The organism is Streptomyces sp. 4F14, from assembly GCF_048159485.1.
Taxonomy (GTDB): domain Bacteria; phylum Actinomycetota; class Actinomycetes; order Streptomycetales; family Streptomycetaceae; genus Streptomyces.
In genome coordinates this window covers 209,875-229,795 of sequence record NZ_JBLRVY010000010.1, presented here as the reverse complement: position 1 = coordinate 229,795, position 19,921 = coordinate 209,875, and the positions used below count along the sequence as shown (strand labels likewise).

Genomic DNA, 19,921 nt, shown 5'->3' with positions numbered 1-19,921 from the left:
GGGCAATGTCAGAGCTGACCCTCACGGTCATGCGGCTGGGTTTCCTGGCCGTACTGTGGCTGTTCGTGATCGTGGCCGTACAGGTCATCCGCAGCGACCTGTTCGGTACGCGCGTCACCCAGCGCGGCTCGCAGCGCTCCCGGCGAGGCGCCGACCAGAACGCGCAGCAGGGCCGGCGCCAGCAGCAGGCCGCCGCCGCGCCCCCGCAGCAGCGCCAGCAGCCCGCCTCCGGGGGCCGCCGGGGCCGTAACGCCCCCAGCAAGCTGGTCGTCTCCGAGGGCACCCTCACCGGCACGACCGTCGCGCTCCAGGGCCAGACCATCACGCTGGGCCGGGCGCACGACTCGACGATCGTGCTGGACGACGACTACGCCTCCAGCCGCCATGCCAGGATCTACCCGGACCGCGACGGCAACTGGATCGTCGAGGACCTCAACTCCACCAACGGCACGTACCTCGACCGAACGCGGCTGACGACCCCGACGCCGATCCCGCTGGGCGCCCCGATCCGCATCGGCAAGACCGTCATCGAGCTGCGGAAGTAGTGCTGCATCATGAATGAGCGCGAGCGGAGCGAGCTCCCGACCGGAGGGTGGGCAGTGTGGCTCGACACGACCGGCTGTACCCGGAGCCGACGGGTGAGGTGCGCATGAGTCTCTCCCTGCGTTTCGCCGCCGGATCGCACAAGGGCATGATCCGCGAGGGCAACGAGGACTCCGGATACGCCGGACCCCGCCTGCTCGCCATCGCGGACGGCATGGGCGGCGCCGCCGCCGGCGAGGTCGCCTCCTCCGAGGCGATCTCCACGATCGTCGCGCTCGACGAGGACATCCCCGGCTCGGACGTCCTCACCTCCCTCGCCACCGCCGTCCAGCGCGCCAACGACCAGTTGCGCTCCCTGGTCGACGAGGACCCCCAGCTCGAAGGCATGGGGACGACCCTGACCGCCCTGCTGTGGACGGGCCAGCGCCTCGGCCTCGTCCACGTCGGCGACTCGCGCGCCTACCTGCTGCGCGACGGCGTCCTCACCCAGATCACGCAGGACCACACCTGGGTGCAGCGCCTCGTCGACGAGGGCCGGATCACCGAGGAGGAGGCGACGACCCACCCGCAGCGCTCCCTCCTGATGCGCGCCCTCGGCTCCGCCGAGCACGTCGAGCCCGACCTCTCGATCCGCGAGGTCAGGGCGGGCGACCGGTATCTGATCTGCTCCGACGGCCTCTCCGGCGTCGTCTCGCACCAGACCCTCGAAGAGACCCTGGCCAGCTACCAGGGGCCCCACGAGACCATCCAGGACCTCATCCAGCTCGCCCTGCGCGGCGGCGGCCCCGACAACATCACCGTGATCGTCGCGGACGTCCTCGACCTCGACACCGGCGACACCCTCGCGGGCCAGCTCTACGACACCCCCGTCGTGGTCGGCGCGGTCGCCGAGAACCAGCTCCAGCTGCCGCACGACAACGGCATCATGCAGACCCCGGCCGGCCGCGCCGCGAGCCTCGGACGGCACCGCGCGAACCCCGGCGGCGGCGAGTTCGGGCCCCCCGGATCGGGGGACGTGACCGGTTTCATCTCCACCGACGGCTTCGGCGACTACTCCGCCGACGACTTCGTCAAACCCCGCAAGAGCCGCAAGTGGCTCAAGGTCTCCCTGTACAGCGCGCTGGCCCTCGCGGTCGTCGGCGCCGGTCTGTACGGCGGCTGGCGGTGGACGCAGACCCAGTACTACGTCGGCGCCAAGGGCGAACACCTCGCGCTGTACCGGGGGATCAGCCAGGACCTCGCCTGGGTCTCGCTCTCGAAGGTCGAGAAGGACCACCCCGAGATCGAACTCAAGTACCTCCCGCAGTACCAGCAGAAGCAGGTCGAGGAGACCATCCCGGCCTCCAGCCTGAAGGGCGCGCAGAAGAAACTCGACGAGCTGTCCGTCCAGGCGTCCGCGTGCAAGAAGCAGGCGCAGGACGGGAGTTCGGGAACCGGATCCTCGTCGTCCGCGTCCAAGCCGACGCCGAGCCCGTCGGCCACGGCGGGTTCGCAGAGCCCGAGCCCGAACGCGTCCCCGTCCCCGGCGGCCAGCCCGTCGGCCACCCCGAGCCCCGGGCCGTCTCTCTCTCAGGAGGAGGAGCAGGTCGTCTCGCTGTGCGGCAAGCAGTAGCGAGCCGTGAGGCAAGCAAGAGGCAAGCCGTGAGAGGCCCCGTCACACGATGAGCAGTACTACCAACACACCGACGCACCACACGTCCACGATCGGCGCCATCGGAGCGCCGAGCAGACGCAACACCGAGCTGGGACTGCTGGTGTTCGCCGTCCTGATCCCGGTGTTCGCCTACGCCAACGTGGGCCTCGCCATCAACGAGCAGGTCCCCGCGGGGCTGCTCGCCTACGGCCTGGGGCTCGGTCTGCTGGCGGGCATCGCCCATCTCGTCGTCCGCAAGTTCGCGCCCTACGCGGACCCCCTGCTGCTGCCGCTGGCGACGCTGCTCAACGGGCTCGGTCTGGTCGCCATCTGGCGGCTGGACCAGTCCAAGTACCTCCAGGCGGCCGAGCAGGCGGGCAACGCCTCGCCCCGGCAGCTGATGTACACGGCGATGGGCATCGCCCTCTTCATCGTGGTGCTGATCTTCCTCAAGGACCACCGGGTCCTCCAGCGCTACACCTACATCTCCATGGCCGGCGCGATCTTCCTGCTGCTGCTGCCGCTGGTCCCCGGCCTCGGGCAGAACATCTACGGCGCGAAGATCTGGATCTCGGTCGCCGGGTTCTCCATCCAGCCCGGTGAGTTCGCGAAGATCGTGCTCGCGGTCTTCTTCGCCGGGTACCTGATGGTGAAGCGGGACGCGCTGGCCCTCGCCAGCCGCCGCTTCCTCGGCCTCTACCTGCCGCGCGGGCGCGACCTCGGACCGATCCTCGTCGTCTGGTTCCTGTCGATCCTGATCCTGGTCTTCGAGACCGACCTCGGGACCTCGCTGCTGTTCTTCGGCATGTTCGTGATCATGCTGTACGTCGCCACCGAGCGGACCAGCTGGATCGTCTTCGGTCTGCTGATGTCGGCGGTCGGCGCGGTCGCCGTCGCGAGCTTCGAGACGCACGTCCAGCAGCGCGTCGAGGCGTGGCAGAACCCGATGGGCGAGTACAAGCTCTCCCAGGAGGGCGTCATCGGCCACTCCGAGCAGGCCATGCAGGCGCTGTGGGCCTTCGGCTCCGGCGGCACGCTGGGCACCGGCTGGGGCCAGGGCCACTCCGAGCTGATCAAGTTCGCCGCGAACTCCGACTTCATCCTCGCCACCTTCGGCGAGGAACTCGGCCTCGCCGGGCTGATGGCCCTGCTCCTCCTGTACGGCCTGATCGTCGAGCGCGGCATCCGTACCGCCCTCGCCGCCCGCGACCCCTTCGGCAAGCTCCTCGCCATCGGCCTGTCCGGCGCCTTCGCCCTCCAGGTGTTCGTCGTCGCCGGCGGCGTCATGGGCCTCATCCCGCTGACCGGTATGACCATGCCGTTCCTCGCGTACGGCGGTTCCTCCGTCATCGCCAACTGGGCGCTCATCGGCATCCTCATCCGCATCAGCGACACGGCCCGCCGCCCCGCCCCGGCCCCCGCTCCCAGCCCCGACGCCGAGATGACCCAGGTGGTCCGCCCCTCATGAACAAGCCCCTGCGCCGCGTCGCGATCTTCTGCGGTCTGCTGATCCTCGCCCTGCTGGTGCGGGGCAACTGGCTCCAGTACGTCAAGGCGAACGAGCTGGCCACCGACGACAAGAACCGCCGCGTCCCGATCACCCGGTACTCGATCCCGCGCGGCGACATCATCGTCAACGGCAAGGCCATCACCGGGTCCGTGGAGACCAAGGGCGACTACAAGTACAAGCGGACCTGGAAGGACGGCGCCATGTGGGCGCCGGTCACCGGGTTCTCGTCCCAGGCGTTCGGCTCCAACCAGCTGGAGAACCTGGAGGACGGCATCCTCTCCGGCACCGACGACCGGCTCTTCTTCCGCAACACCCTCGACATGCTCACCGGCAAGCAGCGCGCCGGCGGCAGCGTCGTCACCACCCTCAACGCCGCCGCGCAGAAGGCCGCGTACGACGGGCTCGGGAACAAGAAGGGCGCGGTCGCCGCGATCGACCCGACCACCGGCAAGATCCTCGCGCTGGTCTCGACACCGTCGTACGACCCCTCGAAGTTCGCCGGGAACACCGACGCGGACACCGAGGCGTGGGTGGCCGTGCAGAAGAAGAACGACGCCGACGACCCGATGCTGAACCGGGCGCTGCGCGAGACGTACCCGCCCGGGTCGACGTTCAAGGTGCTCACCGCCGCCGCCGCGCTGGAGAACAACGTCGTCTCCGGGATCGACGAGAAGACCGACACCCCGGACCCCTACCAGCTGCCGCAGACCAAGACCGACCTCACCAACGAGCACGGTGAGTGCGAGAACGCCACGCTGGAGTACGCGCTCGAAGTGTCCTGCAACACCGTCTTCGCGAAGATGTCCGACAACGTCGGCAACAAGAAGATGATCGAGCAGGCCACGAAGTTCGGCTTCAACGAGAACAAGCTCGACGTCCCCGTCCGCGCCGCCGAGTCCGTCTACCCCGAGGACAACCGGCCGCAGAACGCCCTCGACGGCATCGGGCAGGGCTCCACCCGGGCCACCCCGCTCCAGATGGCCATGGTCGCCGCGGCCATCGCCAACGACGGCAAGCTGATGAGCCCGTACATGGTGGACTCCCTCAAGTCCCCCAACCTCGACACCCTGGAGACCACCGAGCCCAAGGTGCTCTCCCAGGCCGTCTCCTCCTCCACCGCGCAGAAGGTGCAGCAGATGATGGAGACGGTCGTCAAGACCGGTACCGGCAAGAACGCGCAGATCTCCGGCGTCACCGTCGGCGGCAAGACCGGTACCGCGCAGCACGGTCTGAACAACAGCGAGAAGCCGTACGCCTGGTTCATCTCCTACGCCAAGCTGTCCGACGGCTCCTCCCCCGTGGCCGTGGCCGTCGTCGTCGAGGACGGTTCCGCCGTCCGCGAGGACATCTCCGGCGGCGGCCTCGCCGCGCCGGTGGCCAAGGCCGTGATGCAGGCGGTCCTCGGCAACAAGAGGTGACCCCGCTCACGTGACCCGCGCATAGGTGCACGTTGCGATACCGGTCCTGTATCGAGTAACAGGCTTGGCCCGGTGAGACAGAGCGAGCCGGGTAGCGTATCCCCGGACGGCAGCCGCCGACCGGGCGGGATGCCGGTCGGGACCGACGGAGAGGGCTGGTAAAGAGCTATGGAAGAGCCGCGTCGCCTCGGCGGCCGGTACGAGCTGGGCCAGGTGCTCGGCCGTGGTGGCATGGCGGAGGTCTACCTCGCGCATGACACCCGCCTTGGGCGCACCGTGGCGGTGAAGACGCTGCGCGTGGACCTCGCGCGCGACCCTTCCTTCCAGGCCAGGTTCCGCCGGGAGGCCCAGTCGGCCGCCTCGCTCAACCATCCCGCGATCGTGGCGGTCTACGACACGGGTGAGGACTACCTCGACGGGGTCTCGATCCCGTACATCGTCATGGAGTACGTCGACGGCTCCACCCTCCGCGAACTCCTGCACTCGGGGCGCAAGCTGCTGCCCGAGCGCTCGATGGAGATGACCGTCGGCATCCTCCAGGGCCTGGAGTACGCGCACCGCAGCGGCATCGTGCACCGCGACATCAAACCGGCCAACGTCATGCTGACGCGCACCGGCCAGGTCAAGGTCATGGACTTCGGCATCGCCCGTGCGATGGGCGACTCCGGCATGACGATGACGCAGACCTCCGCGGTCATCGGCACCGCCCAGTACCTCTCGCCGGAACAGGCGAAGGGCGAGCAGGTCGACGCGCGGTCGGATCTTTATTCGACCGGATGTCTGCTGTACGAGCTGCTGACCGTACGGCCGCCGTTCGTCGGCGACTCCCCCGTCGCCGTCGCCTACCAGCACGTCCGCGAGGAGCCGCAGCCGCCGTCCGTCTTCGATCCGGAGATCACCCCGGAGATGGACGCGATCGTCCTCAAGGCGCTCGTCAAGGACCCCAACTACCGCTACCAGTCCGCCGACCAGATGCGCGCCGACATCGAGGCATGCCTCGACGGCCAGCCCGTCCAGGCCGCCGCCGCCTTCGGCGCGGTCGGGTACGGCGGCTACGGCGACGACCAGGCGACCACCGCGCTGCGGTCCGACGCCGGGGCGACGACCATGCTGCCGCCGATGAACCCCGACGACGGGGGGTTCGTCGGGTACGACGACCGGCCGGCGCGGCGGCGTCAGCAGAAGAAGTCGAACACCTCGACGATCGTGCTGGCGCTGGCCGCTGTGCTGGTGCTGGTGGGGGCGGTGCTGATCGGGTGGTACGTCACCAACGGGGACGGGGTCAGCAACGACACCACCCCGGTGCCGACCCTCGTCGACCTGACCGAGGCGCAGGCGCGACAACAGGCGACCAACGCCGATCTGAAGATCGCCGTCGAGAAGAAGACCTGCGACAACACCGAGACGGGCAAGGTCTGTTCGCAGAACCCCGCCGCGGGCGGGAACATCAAGAAGGGCGAGACGATCAGCGTCGTCGTCTCGACCGGGGCGCCGAAGGTCGTCGTGCCGAACGTCATCGACAAGGACGTCGACGCGGCCACGCAGGCGCTGGAGGAGAAGGGCTTCGAGGTGAAGACCACGCAGTCCGAGTCCACCCAGGAACCCGGTACGGTCCTCAGCCAGAACCCCGACCCCGGCTCCGAGAAGGAGAAGGGCTCGACGGTCACCCTTGAGGTCGCCAAGGCCGCTGCCAAGGAGACCGTCCCCGACGTCTCCGGGCTCAGCTGCGACGACGCCAAGGCGCGGATCGAGCAGAACAACCTGACCGCCGGGTCCTGCACCAACGTCCAGGTCCAGGACCAGAACCAGAACGGCAAGGTCGTCTCCACCGACCCGGCCATCGGGCAGCAGGTCGACAAGGACACCACGGTCAACATCAAGGTCGGCCAGGCTCAGCTCCAGGTCCCCTCCAACCTGACCAGCCTCTCCCTCCGGGACGCCAAGCAGGCGCTCTCCAACCTCGGGCTCCAGGTCAACGTCATCGGCGCCCAGGACGACGACGCCCGCGTCGTCAACTCCAACCCCAGCCCCGGTCAGACCGTCCAGCCGGGGCAGACCGTCACCGTGCTCGCCCAGGACAACGGCGACAACAACAACGGGGGCAACAACAACGGCGGGAGCAGTTTCTTCGGCGGGTTCAACGGGGCGGCGTTCCGCGAGGACGACTGACACCCGGTCCCACCTCTGAACCCCGGTTCCCTCGCTTTGAGGGGGCCGGGGTTTTTCGTTGCTCATCTGTTCGTATGTCGATCGTGCCTTCGGATCAGTTCACTCGTTTACAGCACATGATCAACGAAACCGTGCTGCTGGAGTCCAGGTCGCTGCGCGAGAGCGTGGCGGAGCGGACGGAGGTGCTGGACCGGGTGAAGGTGCTGGCGTTGCTGCCGGACGGGGTGCATGTGACTACGGCGATGGTGGCGGAGTACTTCGGGGTGGGGCTGGAGGTGGTCCGTGCAGTCATCCACGACCACCGAGCAGAGCTGGAGAGCAACGGCTACCACGTTTTGACAGGTTCGCGACTGAGTTACTTTAAGCAACTCAGTGGGATCCAGACCCGCGCCCGCTCCCTCGCTCTCTTCCCCCGCCGAGCCGTCCTCAACATCGCCATGCTGCTCCGCGACAGCGAAACCGCACGTCAGGTGCGTGTGTATCTCCTCGACATGGAGTACATGGTCCGCGCCCAGCCTGTGGATAACTCTGTCCACAGGCTCTCCGAGTCCATTGACCAGCTTGTGGACAACCGCATCGACGAGCGCATCGTCCACATCCTCAGCAAGACAATCGTCCCCATGTTCAACGCCCTGATCGAGACGTCAGGGGAGCACCGCAAGGAGTTGGTGTCGCTGCGGGCGGACGTACAGGCCGTCGAGAGGAGGCTCCGGCAGCACAGGGCGAGGCTGCGGCGGATGATGAGCGCGGTATGAGCGACTGAGGTCCTTAAAGGACCTCAGTCGGCCGAGTTATCCACAGGGCACAGCGACTGGCCTCCTTAAAGGAGGTCAGTCAGCTCAGCTCCTTCGGCGGAGTCCTCTTCGCATCCACCTTCTCCGTCCGAACCAGCTCCCCCCACACCACATACCGGTACCGGCTCGTATAAACCGGCGTACAAGTAGTCAGCGTGATGTAGTGCCCGGCCTTCTCGGTCCCGGACTCCTCGGGGATCTGGGAGAGGACCTTGACGTTGTACTTCGAGGTTTCCGGGAGGGTGGAGTAGACCTTGTAGATGTACCAGGTGTCCCGCGTCTCGAAGACGATCGGGTCGCCGTCCTTCAGCTTGTCGATGTTGTGGAACTTGGCGCCGTGGCCGTCGCGGTGGGCGGCGAGGGTGAAGTTGCCCTGTTTGCCGGAGGTCGGGAGGGTCGCCTGGACGGGGTCGGTGTAGTAGCCGGCGACGCCTTCGTTCAGGACGTCGGAGGACGTGCCCTTCTCCACCAGCACCTCGCCGTTCTTCATCGCGGGGACGTGGAGGAAGCCGATGCCGTCCTTCGTGTCGAGGGCGCCGGGCCCGGCCGGCTTGGACCAGTTGTCGCGGACCTTGTCGCTCTGTTTCGCGGCTTCCCGGTCGGCGATGACGTTGGTCCACCAGAGGGAGTACGCGACGAAGAGCCCGAGGACGAGACCGGCGGTGATGAGGAGTTCGCCGAGGACGCTCACGGCGGTGGCGAGGCGTCCGCCCTTGCGGCGGGGCGCGGGGGACCCGGTGTCCAGGGTGGTCGTCCCGTCGGTCGTCGCTGTCACGTCTGTCTGCCCCTACTCGACGAGCGCATCCGGCTTTCCCTTGCTGCGCGGCCGTTCCTCGACCATCTTGCCCCAGACGATCAACCTGTACTTACTGGTGAACTCCGGGGTACAGGTCGTGAGGGTGATGTAGCGGCCGGGCTGGGTGAACCCGGATCCGGGCGGAACGGCCTTGAGAACGCTGGTATTGCTGGGCGAGGTGACCGGCAGCATGGAGGCCATCTTGTAGACGAAGTACTCGTCCTGGGTCTCTACGACGATCGCGTCACCGGGCTGCAAACGGTTGATGTACCGGAAGGGCTCGCCGTGGGTGTTGCGGTGCCCGGCGAGCCCGAAGTTCCCGGTCTTCGCGTCGGGCATCGGGGTGGCGAGGGCGCCTTCGCCGTAGTGCCCGACCATCCCCTTGTCGAGGACCTTCTTGTTGCTGACGCCTTCGGCGATGGGGACGACGACGTCGAGCTTGGGGATGTGCAGGAGGGCGAACCCCTGCCCGGCGGAGAAGGTGCCGGCGGCCCGTTTGCCGCTGGCCCAGTCCTTCTGGAGCTGGTTGGCCTCGCTGCCGGCCTGCGCGTGGGCGCGGACGTTGGTCCACCAGAGCTGGTAGCCGACGAAGAGGAGCATGAGGACGCCGGTGGTGATGAACATCTCGCCGAGGGCGCGGCTGGCGAGGACGGCGGGGCTGGGCTTGCGGGCCTTGGCCTGCCGGCGGGCCTCGACGCGGGACAGCGGACGCGAGCCCTGCGTACGGGAACCCTGCGAGAGGGGCAGCGACTCCTCCGCCGGTGCGGCGACGACACGCCCACGGCGGCCCTTGGCGGCCTTTCTGCGGGCCGCGCGCCCTCCGGGCGGGGCGAGAGAGCCGGGCACTCCCGCCGTGCCCGCAGAAGCGGATATGGGGTCACCGCCGTGGGGCGGCTCGGGTATCCGCAGGGCGACGGTCTCCTCGTCGAGGGAACCGGCCGTGCCGTGGAAACCCCCGGCCGCGGCGGGAGCGTCGTACCGCTCACCGCCGTAGGGAATGCCGGAGTCGTACGGAGGGACCGCCCCGTACGACTCCTCGCGCTCCGGGCGCAGCGCGGTCACGCGGTGGCCCTGCCCACGACCGGCGCGAGGCCGGTGGATCTGGTGACGGCGCCCGGGTAGCCGCACTCGACGAGCCAGTTGGCGAGCATGCGGTGGCCGTGTTCGGTGAGGACGGACTCGGGGTGGAACTGGACGCCCTCGACGGGGAGTTCGCGGTGGCGCAGGCCCATGATGATGCCGTCCTCGGTGCGCGCGGTGACCTCAAGGTCGGCGGGGACCGTGGCGGGCATCGCGGCGAGGGAGTGGTAGCGGGTCGCCGTGAAGGGGGACGGGAGCCCGGCGAAGACGCCCTTGCCCTCGTGCTCGACCAGGGACGTCTTGCCGTGCAGCAGCTCGGGCGCGCGGTCGACGACGCCGCCGTACGCGACCTGCATGGACTGCATGCCGAGGCAGACCCCGAAGACGGGGACGCCGGTCGCGGCGCAGTGCCGGACCATGTCGATGCAGACGCCGGCCTCCTCGGGCGTACCCGGGCCGGGCGACAGGAGGACGCCGTCGAAGCCGTCCTGCGCGTGGGCCGTGGAGACCTCGTCGTTGCGCAGGACCTCGCACTCGGCGCCCAGCTGGTACAGGTACTGGACCAGGTTGAAGACGAAGCTGTCGTAGTTGTCGACGACGAGAATGCGCGCGCTCACTGGTTGTCCACCGTCACATCGTTGAAGGGAAGCAGCGGTTCGGCCCACGGGAAGACGTACTGGAAGAGGACGTAGACGACAGCGAGGACCAGCACGATCGAGATCAGTGCCTTGAGCCACGCGTTGCCTGGCAGATGCCGCCAGATCCAGCCGTACATGCCGTCCCTTCCGTCGTACCACGGCACCAGACTCACGCCGTACCGCACCAGACTAACGGCGCAGCGCCGGGGGCTTGCCTTCGTCCACAGGCGTCGTGGAGTCCAGGCGTGCCCAGACGACGAGCCGGTGGCTGTGGCCCCACTCCGGATCGCACGTGGTCAGCGTGAGATACCGGCCCGGTGCCGTGTACCCCGACTTACGTGGCACAGGGTCGATCACCTCAACGTCGGTGGGCACGGTTTTGTAGGGCCCTTTGTCGATCCGATACGTGAACCAGGTCGTCCCGTCGCTGACCACGACGGCGTCACCTCCGCGCAGCTCGGGGAAGTCCTTGAACGGATCTCCGTACGTCCGCCGGTGCCCGGCGACGGCGAAGTTCCCGATGCCCCCGAGGGCGGCGGTCCCGGCGTAGTGCCCGAGCCCCTTCTTCAGGGTGGAAGTGGCGGTCCCTTCGAGGACGGGCTTGTTCCACGTGAAACCGAGCCGGGGGATGTACATGACGGCGAAGGGCTGCCCTTTTTTGTACGAGGGTGTCGCGGCCACCGGCGCCGGGCTCGCCCACCTGTGCTCCAGCTGGGAGACCTGCGCGGCCATGTCGTGGTCGGCGCGGACGCCGGTCCAGTACAGGACGTAGACCACGAAGAGGACGATCACCGCGCCCACGGTCACGCACAGCTCGCTGACGGTCCTGACGATCCCCCGTAAGGACACGGGACCCCCTCGGCGTACTGCTACTCCACGGGCTCGGCGTAGTGCAGATCCACTGTGCCCGAGTAGCCGGGCAGCGTCACCGTGCCGTCGTCGGTGACTTTCCAGCCGAGGCCGTAGACGTCGACGTACACCATGTAGTTCTGGATCGCCTTGGACGCGGCGAGGGCGTCCTTGAGCTTCTGGGGGTCGCCGACGGCCTGGATCTTGTACGGGGGCGAGTAGACGCGGCCCTGGAGGATCAGGGTGTTGCCGACGCAGCGGACGGCGCTGGTGGAGATGAGGCGCTGGTCCATGACCTTGATGCCCTGGGCGCCGCCCTGCCACAGCGCGTTGACGACGGCCTGGAGGTCCTGTTGGTGGATGACCAGGTAGTCGGGCTGGGGGGCGGGGTAGCCGGGGAGTCTGGCGGTGGCGTTGGGCGGGGCGTCGTCGAGGGTGACGGTGAGGGCCTTGCCCTTGAGCTTCTGGGTGCCGGCGCTGTGCTCCAGCTCGGCGAGTTTCCGGTCCTCCGTCGTACTGCGTCCGTCGTCCGCCTCGGCGAGTTTCTCGACCTGTTCACGCAGGCCCGCATTGGACTCGTCCAGCTCGCCGTTCTTGCGGCTGCGCTCCTGGATCAGGTCGGAGAGACGCAGCAGGGAGGCGTCCGTACGGATGTCGGTGCCCTTGGCGGTGTCGAAGCTGGTGAAGAAAATGAGGCCCGCGAGAGCGAAGACGCCGACCGTCATCAGGCGCATCGGACGGACACGGCCGGTACGACCGGGGGCGGAACCCGTTGAACCCGTCCCGGGGGAGTCGGCAGAATTGCTCAACGTACCGTTATCTCCTTCGCCGCCGTGGAAGCACTACGCTAACCGACGCCCGGGGGAGCGCTCCGTGTCCCCCTTGCCAGCAGGAGAGACCCTCGTGCCGAAGTCACGCATCCGTAAGAAGGCCGACTACACGCCGCCGACGGCGAAGCAGGCGACCGCGATCAAGCTGAACAGCAGGGGCTGGGTGGCACCGGTCATGCTCGCGCTGTTCCTGATCGGGCTGGCCTGGATCGTCCTCTTCTACGTGACCGACGGGGACCTCCCCCTCGACGCGTTGGGCAACTGGAACATCGTCGTCGGCTTCGGGTTCATCGCCGCCGGGTTCGGTGTGTCCACGCAGTGGAAGTAAGGGGCGGCCGGGCCTAGTACCGGAGTTTTCCCCAGGGCTGTTCGTGGAGTTATCCACAGGCCAGGGCTCGTTGTCCACACGGTGGGGAAAAAGAACGACGATCTGTGGATAACCTCCCGGACGTTGACGCCGGTACGACGAACCCACAACCCCTCGAAAACGCGTACGCCCCCTGCCTGACCTGCATGAATGCGGGTCGGAGACAGGGGGCGAACCCGTTCTTCCACAGGATGCACAGGGCGTGCTACACACTGTGGACAACTCTGCGCTCAGGTGAGCTGGGAGGTCCTCAGGAGGGTCACGATCACGACTGCGGCGAGGACCAGTGCACAGGTGCCGTACTGGACGATCGTGCGCTTGTCGCGGGGCGCGTAGACCATGCCGGCGCCGATGATCACACCGGCGACGAGACCGCCGACGTGGGCCTGCCAGGCGATGCCGCTCCAGCCGAACGTGATGATGAGGTTGATCACCAGGATGGCGATCATCGGGCGCATGTCGTAGCGCTGGCGGCGCATGAGGACGGCCATCGCGCCGAAGACGCCGAAGATCGCGCCGGAGGCGCCGAGGGACGCCTGATTGGGTTCGGCGACGAGGTACGTGAGCGCGGATCCCGCCAGCCCCGAGACGAAGAACAGCGCGAGGTAGCGGGCGCGGCCGAGCGCCGCCTCCAGCGGGCCGCCGATCCACCACAGGCTCAGCGCGTTGGAGAGGATGTGGATGACGCTGCCGTGCAGGAACATCGAGGTCAGCATGCGGTACCACTGACCCTCGGCGACGCCCTGGAGCTGGTCGAAGCCCAGCGCGGGCATGATCGCGCGGCCGATCAGGTCGAACCGGTCCGTGAACTCGTCCCCCAGCGCCTGCTGGGCGAGGAACGCGACCGCGCAGATGCCGAGCAGGATCTTCGTCACCAGCCGGGGATCCTCGGCGACGCTGCCGCCGGCGATCGTGCGCGGCCGGTTCGCGTCCGGCGCGTGACCCGTCCCCGAACCGTTGCGCACGCACTCCGGGCACTGGAAGCCCACCGACGCGCTGACCATGCACTCCGGGCAGATCGGGCGCTCGCAGCGGGTGCAGCGCACGCCGGTCTCCCGGTCGGGGTGGCGGTAACACCCGGGCACGCCGGGAGCCTCCTGCTGTCCGCCGCCTTGCGCCTGGTCCACTGGGCCCCCTGGCTCGTCGTAGCTCGTCGCGGGTAGGTCGTACACAATGCTTTGCCCCGCTCCTCCTGTTTCACGGACGAGCGGGGCGAAAGGTTCCCCGGAGAAGTCCCGGGGGCGGGCTCAGCGCTTCTCGACGACGACGCTGTTGATGACGACATCGGTCGCCGGGCGGTCGTTGCGGCCCGTCGGGACCTTCGCGATCGCGTCCACGACCTCGGCACCCTTGGTGACCTCACCGAAGATGGTGTGGCGGTTGTTGAGGTGCGGGGTGGGGCCGACGGTGATGAAGAACTGGGAGCCGTTGGTGCCCGGGCCCGCGTTGGCCATGGCGAGCAGGTACGGCTTGGAGAACTTGAGCTCCGGGTGGAACTCGTCCTCGAAGCGGTAGCCGGGGCCGCCGGTGCCGTTGCCCAGCGGGTCCCCGCCCTGGATCATGAAGCCGTCGATGACCCGGTGGAAGACCGTGCCGTTGTACAGCGGGTCCGTGGTCGCGGCGCCGGTCTCGGGGTTGCGCCACTCCCGCTGGCCCGAGGCGAGTTCGGTGAAGTTCGCGACCGTCTTCGGCGCGTGGTTCGGGAACAGCTCGACCTCGATGTCACCGAGGGTCGTCTTCAGGGTGGCGTAGAGCTTCTCGGCCACTGGGGGCGCCTTTCGTCGGACTGCCTATAACCCCCCGATCCTCCCACGCCCGCCCTCCTGCGCGAGTGGCGGTTCCGTGGCATCGTCGACGGCATGCCCGATCGGCACCCGTATGCCCGCCCCCGCATGCCCGGTCCCAGCGGAACAGGCATGATCCTCAATTGGGTGGAAAGCCGATAGAACGTACGCCACCGAGGAGGAGGAACCCGTGACCCGCATCGACAGCGTGCGCGCCGCGACCGGCTCGGCGAAGGACAGCGTGCTGCACGCCGCGGAAGTGGTGGCGCCCTACGCCGACACGGCGAGGGAGAAGGCCGCACACTACGCGCAGGAGGCGCGGGTACGGCTCGCGCCCAAGGTGTCCCAGGCCGCCGAGGAGGCGCGGGTACGGCTCGCGCCGAAGGTCTCGCAGGCCGCCGAGCAGGCCCGCGTCCAGTACGACGCGCACCTCGCACCGCGCCTCGAACAGGCGCGGACCCATGTCCCGCCGAAGGTCGACTACGCCGCGCACGAAGCCGCGCTCCGTACGCGCATCGCCGCGCGGCAGGCCGCCGAGTACTCGCGTCCCCGCATCGAACACGCCGTGGCCGCCGCGGGGCCCGTCCGCGACGAGGCCGCGTCCCGCGGTGCCGCCGCGCTCGCCGCCCTGCGCGGGCAGGTGACCCCGGCCCAGATCGACCGCCTGGTCCGCGCGAACCGCCGCCGCGCCCGTGCGGGCCGTGCCGTCAAGGGGCTCGCCGTCCTCGGCGTCCTCGCCGGGGGCGCGTACGCCGCCTGGCGCTGGTGGGACCGCCAGGCCAACCCGGACTGGCTGGTCGAACCCCCCGCCGCGACCGAGGTCCCGGCACCGGGGGCGCTGAAGTCCGTCGACAACACCGGGCTCGATCCCGAGGTCCAGGCGAAGGAGGCGGAGGAGGAGGCCGCGCAGGCGGAGGGGCAGCGGAAGAAGCACGGCTGAGTGAACCGGGCTGTGGGGCGGGTGACGTGATCGCGTCGCCCGCCCCACAGCTGTGTTTCACGTGAAACGGCACTCCCCGGGGTCACGCCTTCTCCGTGCTCCTGATCAGCTTCCGATGGGAGTCCTGCATCGCCGCCGGCATTTCGTCCGGGTCGAACCAGCGGGCCTCCAGGATCTCGAATCCGTCGATCTTCAATGTGCCGCCGGTGTGGAGGGCTTCGTACGCCACTTCCACCCGGAGCTTGTAGCCACTCGTCACGGTCAGCAGGCGGCCCGGTACGACGTCCAGGCCGGTTTCCTCCTTCACCTCCCGGACGACGGTCAGGGGGAACTCCTCGCCCTTGACCGCGTAGCCGGTGGGCAGGCCCCACGGACGCTCCGGCGGCCACAACCGGTGCTTGAGCAGCAGCACTTGGCCCACCTCGTTCCGGACGACCCCCGTGACGCCGACCATGAACTTGGCATGGGCGAGCCAGAGAATCCGCCACTGCAACGGGCCTCGGATGAGCCGCCACAGACGGGCGACGAGTCGCTTCACGGAGTGCCTTTCACTCGGGGCGACGGAAGGACGGGGCTCAGATCGAGAAGCTCCACGAACCGGTCGGGGACAAAAAGCGGCTGCCCTCGGAGCTGAGTTCGGCCCTCAACGCGTACAGCGGAAATCTGTGGTGTTCCTCCCACGTGCAGCGGACCCGCTCCAGGTCGTCCCATAGCCGGCGAGGACCGCTCTGGTGCACCACGGGGAGGCTGCCGTCCTCGGCTCGCGCCCAGGAGCCGTCCTCGGCGAGCAGCCACAGCACACGGCGTCCGTCCGGATATGTCGCCGCGCGGGTCTCGACTCCGGGGGTGTCCAGTTCGTACAGCCATCGCAGGGACCACTCCTGCCACAGATCGGGAATGATGCCGCCCGGGAGCCGTACGTCCTCTCCGTCCTCGTCCCGTGCCGCCTTGAACACGCCGTCCAGCTTCGGCGGGTAGTCCGCTTCCCGCCGGGTCTCCATGAACGTCGCCGGGTCGGGCTGGACCCGGCCCCGCGCGACGCCGTCGGCCCCCATGTCCGCCACGACGAGGAGGGCGGTGTGGGCGATGGTCGTGACGAGACGTCCGCCGAGGCGGAGCGCGCGCAGCCACGAGGCGGGGACGGGCCGTACGGAGACGGTCGCCATGATGCGGTCGTACTCCGTGTCCGGGAGGTCCCCGGTGGCATCGACGACGTCCGTCCGAGGATGGCGCCCGAGTCCGGCGAGACGGGTACGAGCGGCCTCCACCAGGTACGGGTCCACGTCCACGCTCGTCACGTTCGCGTCCCCGAGCCGCAGCGCGAACAGCCCGGCGGAGTAACCGGAACCGGTGCCCACGTCCAGGACCCGGTGGCCCGGCTCGGCGTCGAGCCGGTGCGCCATGGACACGACGAGTCCGGGCAGGGTGGACGACGACGTCGGGTCGCCCTTGCCTCGTTCACCGGCGGCTGCGTGATCGGCGTGCAGCGGTCCCACCCGGGTCACCAGCGTCTCGTCGGTGTACGCCGCTCGCAGCGACTCCGGTGTCCCCTCGGAGGGATCCACCAACTCCCATTCCTGTACAGGGCTGTCGGGCACGCGCCGCCACCAACGGGGGACGAGGAGATGCCTGGGAGTGCGGCTCACGGCGTCGTGCCATTCGGGCGCGTCCGCCGTCACCTTGTCGGCGAGCGCTCGCGCGGCCTCCGCCCACGGTTCGGCCGAGGTCATGCGGTTTCTCCCTCCAACGCGTCGGCCATGGCTTCCACGAGGGGCACATCCGCCTTCACGGCGAGCCAGTGCCATTGGCCGTTCGGATTGATCTCCAAGAACTTCCACCGCCCGTCGGGCGTGACGACGAAGTCCAGCGCGCCGAAGAAGAGGCCCAGTTCGTCCATGAGCCGCCGAACACCCTTCTCCACCGCCGATGGCATGTCGACACGGCTGTAGGTCAGTGAACGGTAGTCGGTGCGCCAGTCCAGTCTGGCCGCCTCGCTTCCGGCGTGGATGGCGACGGGGAACATCCGGCTGCCGATCACGGTGAGCCGTACTTCGTACGCTTTCTCAACGTTCTCCTGAAACAGATGCGCGGTGCCGGTGACGCCGTCGTCCATCTCATCGGCGCGGACGAGCGAGACGGGAAGGAACTGCCGCTGGCCGCCCGGCCCGAGCACACCCCCGCCCAGCCCCTTGTAGATCACTTCGCCGTCCCCCGCGAACCTTCTGGCACGCTCCGGATCGGACGTGATGATGGTGCGCGGTGTCTCCAGTCCGACGCGGGCGGCCACGGCGAGTTGCCGTGGTTTGTAGTTCGCGGCGGAGTCCTGTGCCGGATGGTTGATCCACCGGACAGGCAGCGATCCGAGGACGCCCAGCAGGCCGGACCGCGCCTCGGAGACGGCGAGCGCCCGCGCCGGACCGGGCCAGTCATCCGGGGTGACGAACTCGTTCGGACGGCGCCACCAGACGGACTTGACGCTCTCCAGGCGGAAGGAACGGGAACCGGTGAGGGTGCCCGCCCAGCCGTCCTCCGTCAGGGAGGCGACCAGCCGGGACTTGGTGGGGAAATCGGCGGTGTCGAATCTGACGACTTCCCCACCACGCCGCATCAGTTCCTCGACCACCGCGTCGGCCGTGAGGTCGTCACGGCCGGTCAGCACGAGGATGAGGCCCATGTCAGTAGAGGTCGGTTCCGCTGTCGGAGCCCGGGTTCTTGCCGTCTCCGTTGCTCGTCTCGGTCTGGGTCTCCGGCCTGGCCGCGCTCTCCGCGTGCCACGGGTTGCCCGAAGCGGACACGTTGAGCTGAAGGGCCTCGCTGTAGGTCATGACGGAAGCTTCGCCGCTACGCGGAGGTGGCGACACCAAGTGCCGGACCCCGAAGGGGACGGGCCGAGCAGTCGCCGTGACGATCTCTTGTTTCCTCATGACGCGATGGTGTCGCTCTGACCGACGGTACGGGAGTGTGCACGAAGGGTGTCCGACGGTGACCGCTTCACAGCTTCCGCCGTGCCTCAGTTGGCCATCACCCTGTGCACATCGCAGTCACTGCGAGCACTTGTTTGGGAGCGGAGAGCACATGGCCGCACGGCCCCAACCAACCGCCCGGCGCATCGGACTCGGCCATGAGCTACGGCAGTTGCGCAAAGAGGCGGGCCTGACCATCGCTCAGGCCGTCGACGGTCTGAGTTTCGACGAGACCACGCTTCAGCGGATCGAGACCGGCTGGAAGTCCTTCCGGCAGGCGGGCCACCTGCGGGAGTTGCTGGAGCGGTACGGCATCACGGACGAGAAGCAGGTCGACAGGCTGGTCGTCTTCCAGCGTGAGGCGTCGAGCCGGGAGTGGTGGGCTGACGGAAGCACCCACATGCTCTCGGGCATGCCCCGGTTCCTCGGCATCGAGGCGGTGGCGCGGGAGATCCGGGCCTTCCACCCGTTCGTCGTTCCCGGCCTGCTCCAGAGCCCGGCGTACGCGCAGGCCGTGCACGAACTGCACAAGCCCATCGACGAGACGACCACCGAGTTCATGCGCCAGAGCATGCAGCTGCGCCTGAAGCGCCAGGAGGCCCTGACCCGCGAGGACGACCCGGTGAAGCTCTGGGCCATCCTCCACGAGCCGGCTCTGCGCTACCCGCTCGGGGGACCGGACGCCATGCGCGAGCAGTACAAACAGCTCATCGACTTCGGCGAGCTGGAGAACGTCACGCTCCAGGTCCTCCCCCAGGGCGAGCGGGGGTACGTGGCCCTCCACGACGTCAACATCATGTTCCTCGGCAACGGGCTGCCGACGACCATCCAGAGCGACACCGCGATGCGCACCGTCGCCGTCACCGACAAGCCCCGTGAAGTGGACCGATTCTCGCGGATGTTCGAAGCTATGGCATCGAACGCGCTTCCCCCTCGGGATACCCCGAAAGTCCTGAACCAGCTAGCACGAGAGATCGCAGAATGAACCGCCAGCCCGTCACCATCGCAGCGTCCGACCTGGAAGGAGTGGCCTGGGTGAAGTCCTCCTACAGCAACAACGGCGGCAACTGCGTAGAAGCCGCAAGCCTGGAGGGCGTGACCTGGATCAAGTCCTCCTACAGCAACGGCGGCGGCGTCTGCGTCGAAGCCGCCCACCTCCCCACCGCCATCGCCCTCCGCGACTCCAAGAACCCCGACGGCCCCGCCCTCCTGATGCCCCCCGCCGCCTTCCGCACCTTCCTCACCGGCGTCCGCGAGGGCCACTTCCCCGCCTGACCTCCGGCCCCCCACCCCTGCGCCCGGCCCAACGCCCCGGACGCAGGGGTTCTGCCCGGTTTTATCCGGGGGCGGTGTGGCGTAAGGCGGCGGCGATGTCGGCGTGGCCGCCCTGGCGGTTGACTCCGATGGCGAGGGCTGCGAAGACCGGCCGTGACGTGGGGGAGGCAGTCGACATAAATCTTGGAGGCGTCCTCGTGGATCGACCGACCCGCCACCACGAGTTCAGCCTCAGTACAACCCAGTAGATCCATGCTCAAGGAGCGAAACTCTCTCCTTCGACTTAGGGTAGACACCGGAGTGCGAGGGATTCCTCGACGGAACAGTATTTT

At 68.5% G+C, this 19,921-nt stretch carries 22 protein-coding genes; 10 read left to right on the top strand and 12 right to left on the bottom strand.

Going from position 1 to position 19,921, the window contains the following annotated elements; all coding sequences use genetic code 11:
• Positions 1-5: 5 nt before the first annotated feature.
• The 6 genes from ACLZOT_RS19720 to ACLZOT_RS19695 all read left to right on the top strand — a co-directional run bounded on the left by ACLZOT_RS19720 (position 6) and on the right by ACLZOT_RS19695 (position 8,028).
• On the top strand, positions 6-545 hold the full coding sequence (locus ACLZOT_RS19720) for an FHA domain-containing protein (RefSeq protein ID WP_416970275.1): 540 nt from the start codon (positions 6-8) through the stop codon (positions 543-545).
• 104 nt (positions 546-649) lie between these two features.
• Positions 650-2,155: a Stp1/IreP family PP2C-type Ser/Thr phosphatase gene (locus tag ACLZOT_RS19715; protein WP_416970403.1), complete on the top strand. Its 1,506-nt coding sequence runs from the start codon at positions 650-652 to the stop codon at positions 2,153-2,155.
• Positions 2,156-2,204: 49 nt separating this feature from the next.
• Complete coding sequence (locus ACLZOT_RS19710; RefSeq protein WP_416970274.1) at positions 2,205-3,644, top strand: FtsW/RodA/SpoVE family cell cycle protein; 1,440 nt, start codon at positions 2,205-2,207, stop codon at positions 3,642-3,644.
• A complete protein-coding gene (locus ACLZOT_RS19705) occupies positions 3,641-5,104 on the top strand; it encodes a peptidoglycan D,D-transpeptidase FtsI family protein (RefSeq protein ID WP_416970273.1) in 1,464 nt (487 codons plus the stop codon). The genes ACLZOT_RS19710 and ACLZOT_RS19705 overlap by 4 nt, the downstream gene beginning before the upstream one ends.
• Positions 5,105-5,272: 168 nt before the next feature.
• On the top strand, positions 5,273-7,273 hold the full coding sequence (gene pknB, locus ACLZOT_RS19700; RefSeq protein ID WP_416970272.1) for a Stk1 family PASTA domain-containing Ser/Thr kinase: 2,001 nt from the start codon (positions 5,273-5,275) through the stop codon (positions 7,271-7,273).
• Between the two features lie 116 nt (positions 7,274-7,389).
• Positions 7,390-8,028 (top strand): restriction endonuclease, encoded by a 639-nt coding sequence (locus ACLZOT_RS19695; protein WP_416970271.1) that lies wholly within the window; start codon positions 7,390-7,392, stop codon positions 8,026-8,028.
• A gap of 79 nt (positions 8,029-8,107) precedes the next feature.
• Here the strand turns inward: ACLZOT_RS19695 and ACLZOT_RS19690 are convergent, their stop codons facing one another.
• The 6 genes from ACLZOT_RS19690 to ACLZOT_RS19665 are packed head-to-tail and all read right to left on the bottom strand — an operon-like array spanning position 8,108 to position 12,239.
• Positions 8,108-8,842, bottom strand: a complete 735-nt coding sequence (locus ACLZOT_RS19690; protein WP_416970270.1) for a class E sortase — start codon at positions 8,840-8,842, stop codon at positions 8,108-8,110.
• A gap of 12 nt (positions 8,843-8,854) precedes the next feature.
• A complete protein-coding gene (locus tag ACLZOT_RS19685) occupies positions 8,855-9,925 on the bottom strand; it encodes a class E sortase (protein ID WP_416970269.1) in 1,071 nt (356 codons plus the stop codon).
• Positions 9,922-10,560 carry an aminodeoxychorismate/anthranilate synthase component II gene (locus ACLZOT_RS19680; protein WP_416970268.1) on the bottom strand — a complete coding sequence of 213 codons (639 nt, stop codon included), beginning with the start codon at positions 10,558-10,560 and terminating at the stop codon, positions 9,922-9,924. Before ACLZOT_RS19680 ends, ACLZOT_RS19685 begins: the two co-directional genes overlap by 4 nt.
• On the bottom strand, positions 10,557-10,754 hold the full coding sequence (locus ACLZOT_RS19675) for a hypothetical protein (RefSeq protein WP_187753147.1): 198 nt from the start codon (positions 10,752-10,754) through the stop codon (positions 10,557-10,559). Before ACLZOT_RS19675 ends, ACLZOT_RS19680 begins: the two co-directional genes overlap by 4 nt.
• A gap of 16 nt (positions 10,755-10,770) precedes the next feature.
• The gene (locus tag ACLZOT_RS19670; RefSeq protein ID WP_416970267.1) at positions 10,771-11,430 is read right to left on the bottom strand and encodes a class E sortase; all 660 of its coding nucleotides are present in this window, start codon (positions 11,428-11,430) and stop codon (positions 10,771-10,773) included.
• 20 nt (positions 11,431-11,450) lie between these two features.
• A complete protein-coding gene (locus tag ACLZOT_RS19665) occupies positions 11,451-12,239 on the bottom strand; it encodes a DUF881 domain-containing protein (protein WP_416970266.1) in 789 nt (262 codons plus the stop codon).
• A 94-nt stretch (positions 12,240-12,333) separates the two neighbouring features.
• On the opposite strand from ACLZOT_RS19665, the gene crgA reads away from it, so the two are divergent.
• A complete protein-coding gene (crgA, locus tag ACLZOT_RS19660) occupies positions 12,334-12,588 on the top strand; it encodes a cell division protein CrgA (RefSeq protein WP_187748457.1) in 255 nt (84 codons plus the stop codon).
• Between the two features lie 269 nt (positions 12,589-12,857).
• Here crgA and ACLZOT_RS19655 read toward each other — a convergent pair whose 3' ends face one another.
• Both ACLZOT_RS19655 and ACLZOT_RS19650 read right to left on the bottom strand, forming a co-directional pair.
• On the bottom strand, positions 12,858-13,754 hold the full coding sequence (locus tag ACLZOT_RS19655) for a rhomboid family intramembrane serine protease (RefSeq protein ID WP_416970265.1): 897 nt from the start codon (positions 13,752-13,754) through the stop codon (positions 12,858-12,860).
• Between the two features lie 120 nt (positions 13,755-13,874).
• A complete protein-coding gene (locus tag ACLZOT_RS19650; protein WP_416970264.1) occupies positions 13,875-14,393 on the bottom strand; it encodes a peptidylprolyl isomerase in 519 nt (172 codons plus the stop codon).
• Positions 14,394-14,601: 208 nt separating this feature from the next.
• Between ACLZOT_RS19650 and ACLZOT_RS19645 the strand changes: the two genes are divergently transcribed.
• Positions 14,602-15,351, top strand: a complete 750-nt coding sequence (locus tag ACLZOT_RS19645; RefSeq protein ID WP_416970263.1) for a DUF5324 family protein — start codon at positions 14,602-14,604, stop codon at positions 15,349-15,351.
• Between the two features lie 82 nt (positions 15,352-15,433).
• Here the strand turns inward: ACLZOT_RS19645 and ACLZOT_RS19640 are convergent, their stop codons facing one another.
• Genes ACLZOT_RS19640 through ACLZOT_RS19625 form a run of 4 tightly spaced genes read right to left on the bottom strand, consistent with a single transcriptional unit; the run spans position 15,434 to position 18,176 of the window.
• Complete coding sequence (locus ACLZOT_RS19640; RefSeq protein WP_416970262.1) at positions 15,434-15,889, bottom strand: NUDIX domain-containing protein; 456 nt, start codon at positions 15,887-15,889, stop codon at positions 15,434-15,436.
• Positions 15,890-15,926: 37 nt separating this feature from the next.
• Positions 15,927-17,081 carry a methyltransferase domain-containing protein gene (locus ACLZOT_RS19635; protein WP_416970261.1) on the bottom strand — a complete coding sequence of 385 codons (1,155 nt, stop codon included), beginning with the start codon at positions 17,079-17,081 and terminating at the stop codon, positions 15,927-15,929.
• Positions 17,078-18,025 (bottom strand): ATP-grasp ribosomal peptide maturase, encoded by a 948-nt coding sequence (tgmB, locus tag ACLZOT_RS19630; RefSeq protein ID WP_416970260.1) that lies wholly within the window; start codon positions 18,023-18,025, stop codon positions 17,078-17,080. Before tgmB ends, ACLZOT_RS19635 begins: the two co-directional genes overlap by 4 nt.
• 1 nt (position 18,026) lies before the next feature.
• Positions 18,027-18,176, bottom strand: a complete 150-nt coding sequence (locus tag ACLZOT_RS19625; RefSeq protein ID WP_416970259.1) for a hypothetical protein — start codon at positions 18,174-18,176, stop codon at positions 18,027-18,029.
• A gap of 250 nt (positions 18,177-18,426) precedes the next feature.
• Here ACLZOT_RS19625 and ACLZOT_RS19620 point away from each other — a divergent pair, with 250 nt between their 5' ends.
• Together ACLZOT_RS19620 and ACLZOT_RS19615 are read left to right on the top strand one after the other, a co-directional pair.
• A complete protein-coding gene (locus ACLZOT_RS19620; RefSeq protein WP_416970258.1) occupies positions 18,427-19,299 on the top strand; it encodes a helix-turn-helix domain-containing protein in 873 nt (290 codons plus the stop codon).
• Positions 19,296-19,589 (top strand): DUF397 domain-containing protein, encoded by a 294-nt coding sequence (locus ACLZOT_RS19615; protein WP_416970257.1) that lies wholly within the window; start codon positions 19,296-19,298, stop codon positions 19,587-19,589. The genes ACLZOT_RS19620 and ACLZOT_RS19615 overlap by 4 nt, the downstream gene beginning before the upstream one ends.
• Positions 19,590-19,921: the final 332 nt, after the last annotated feature.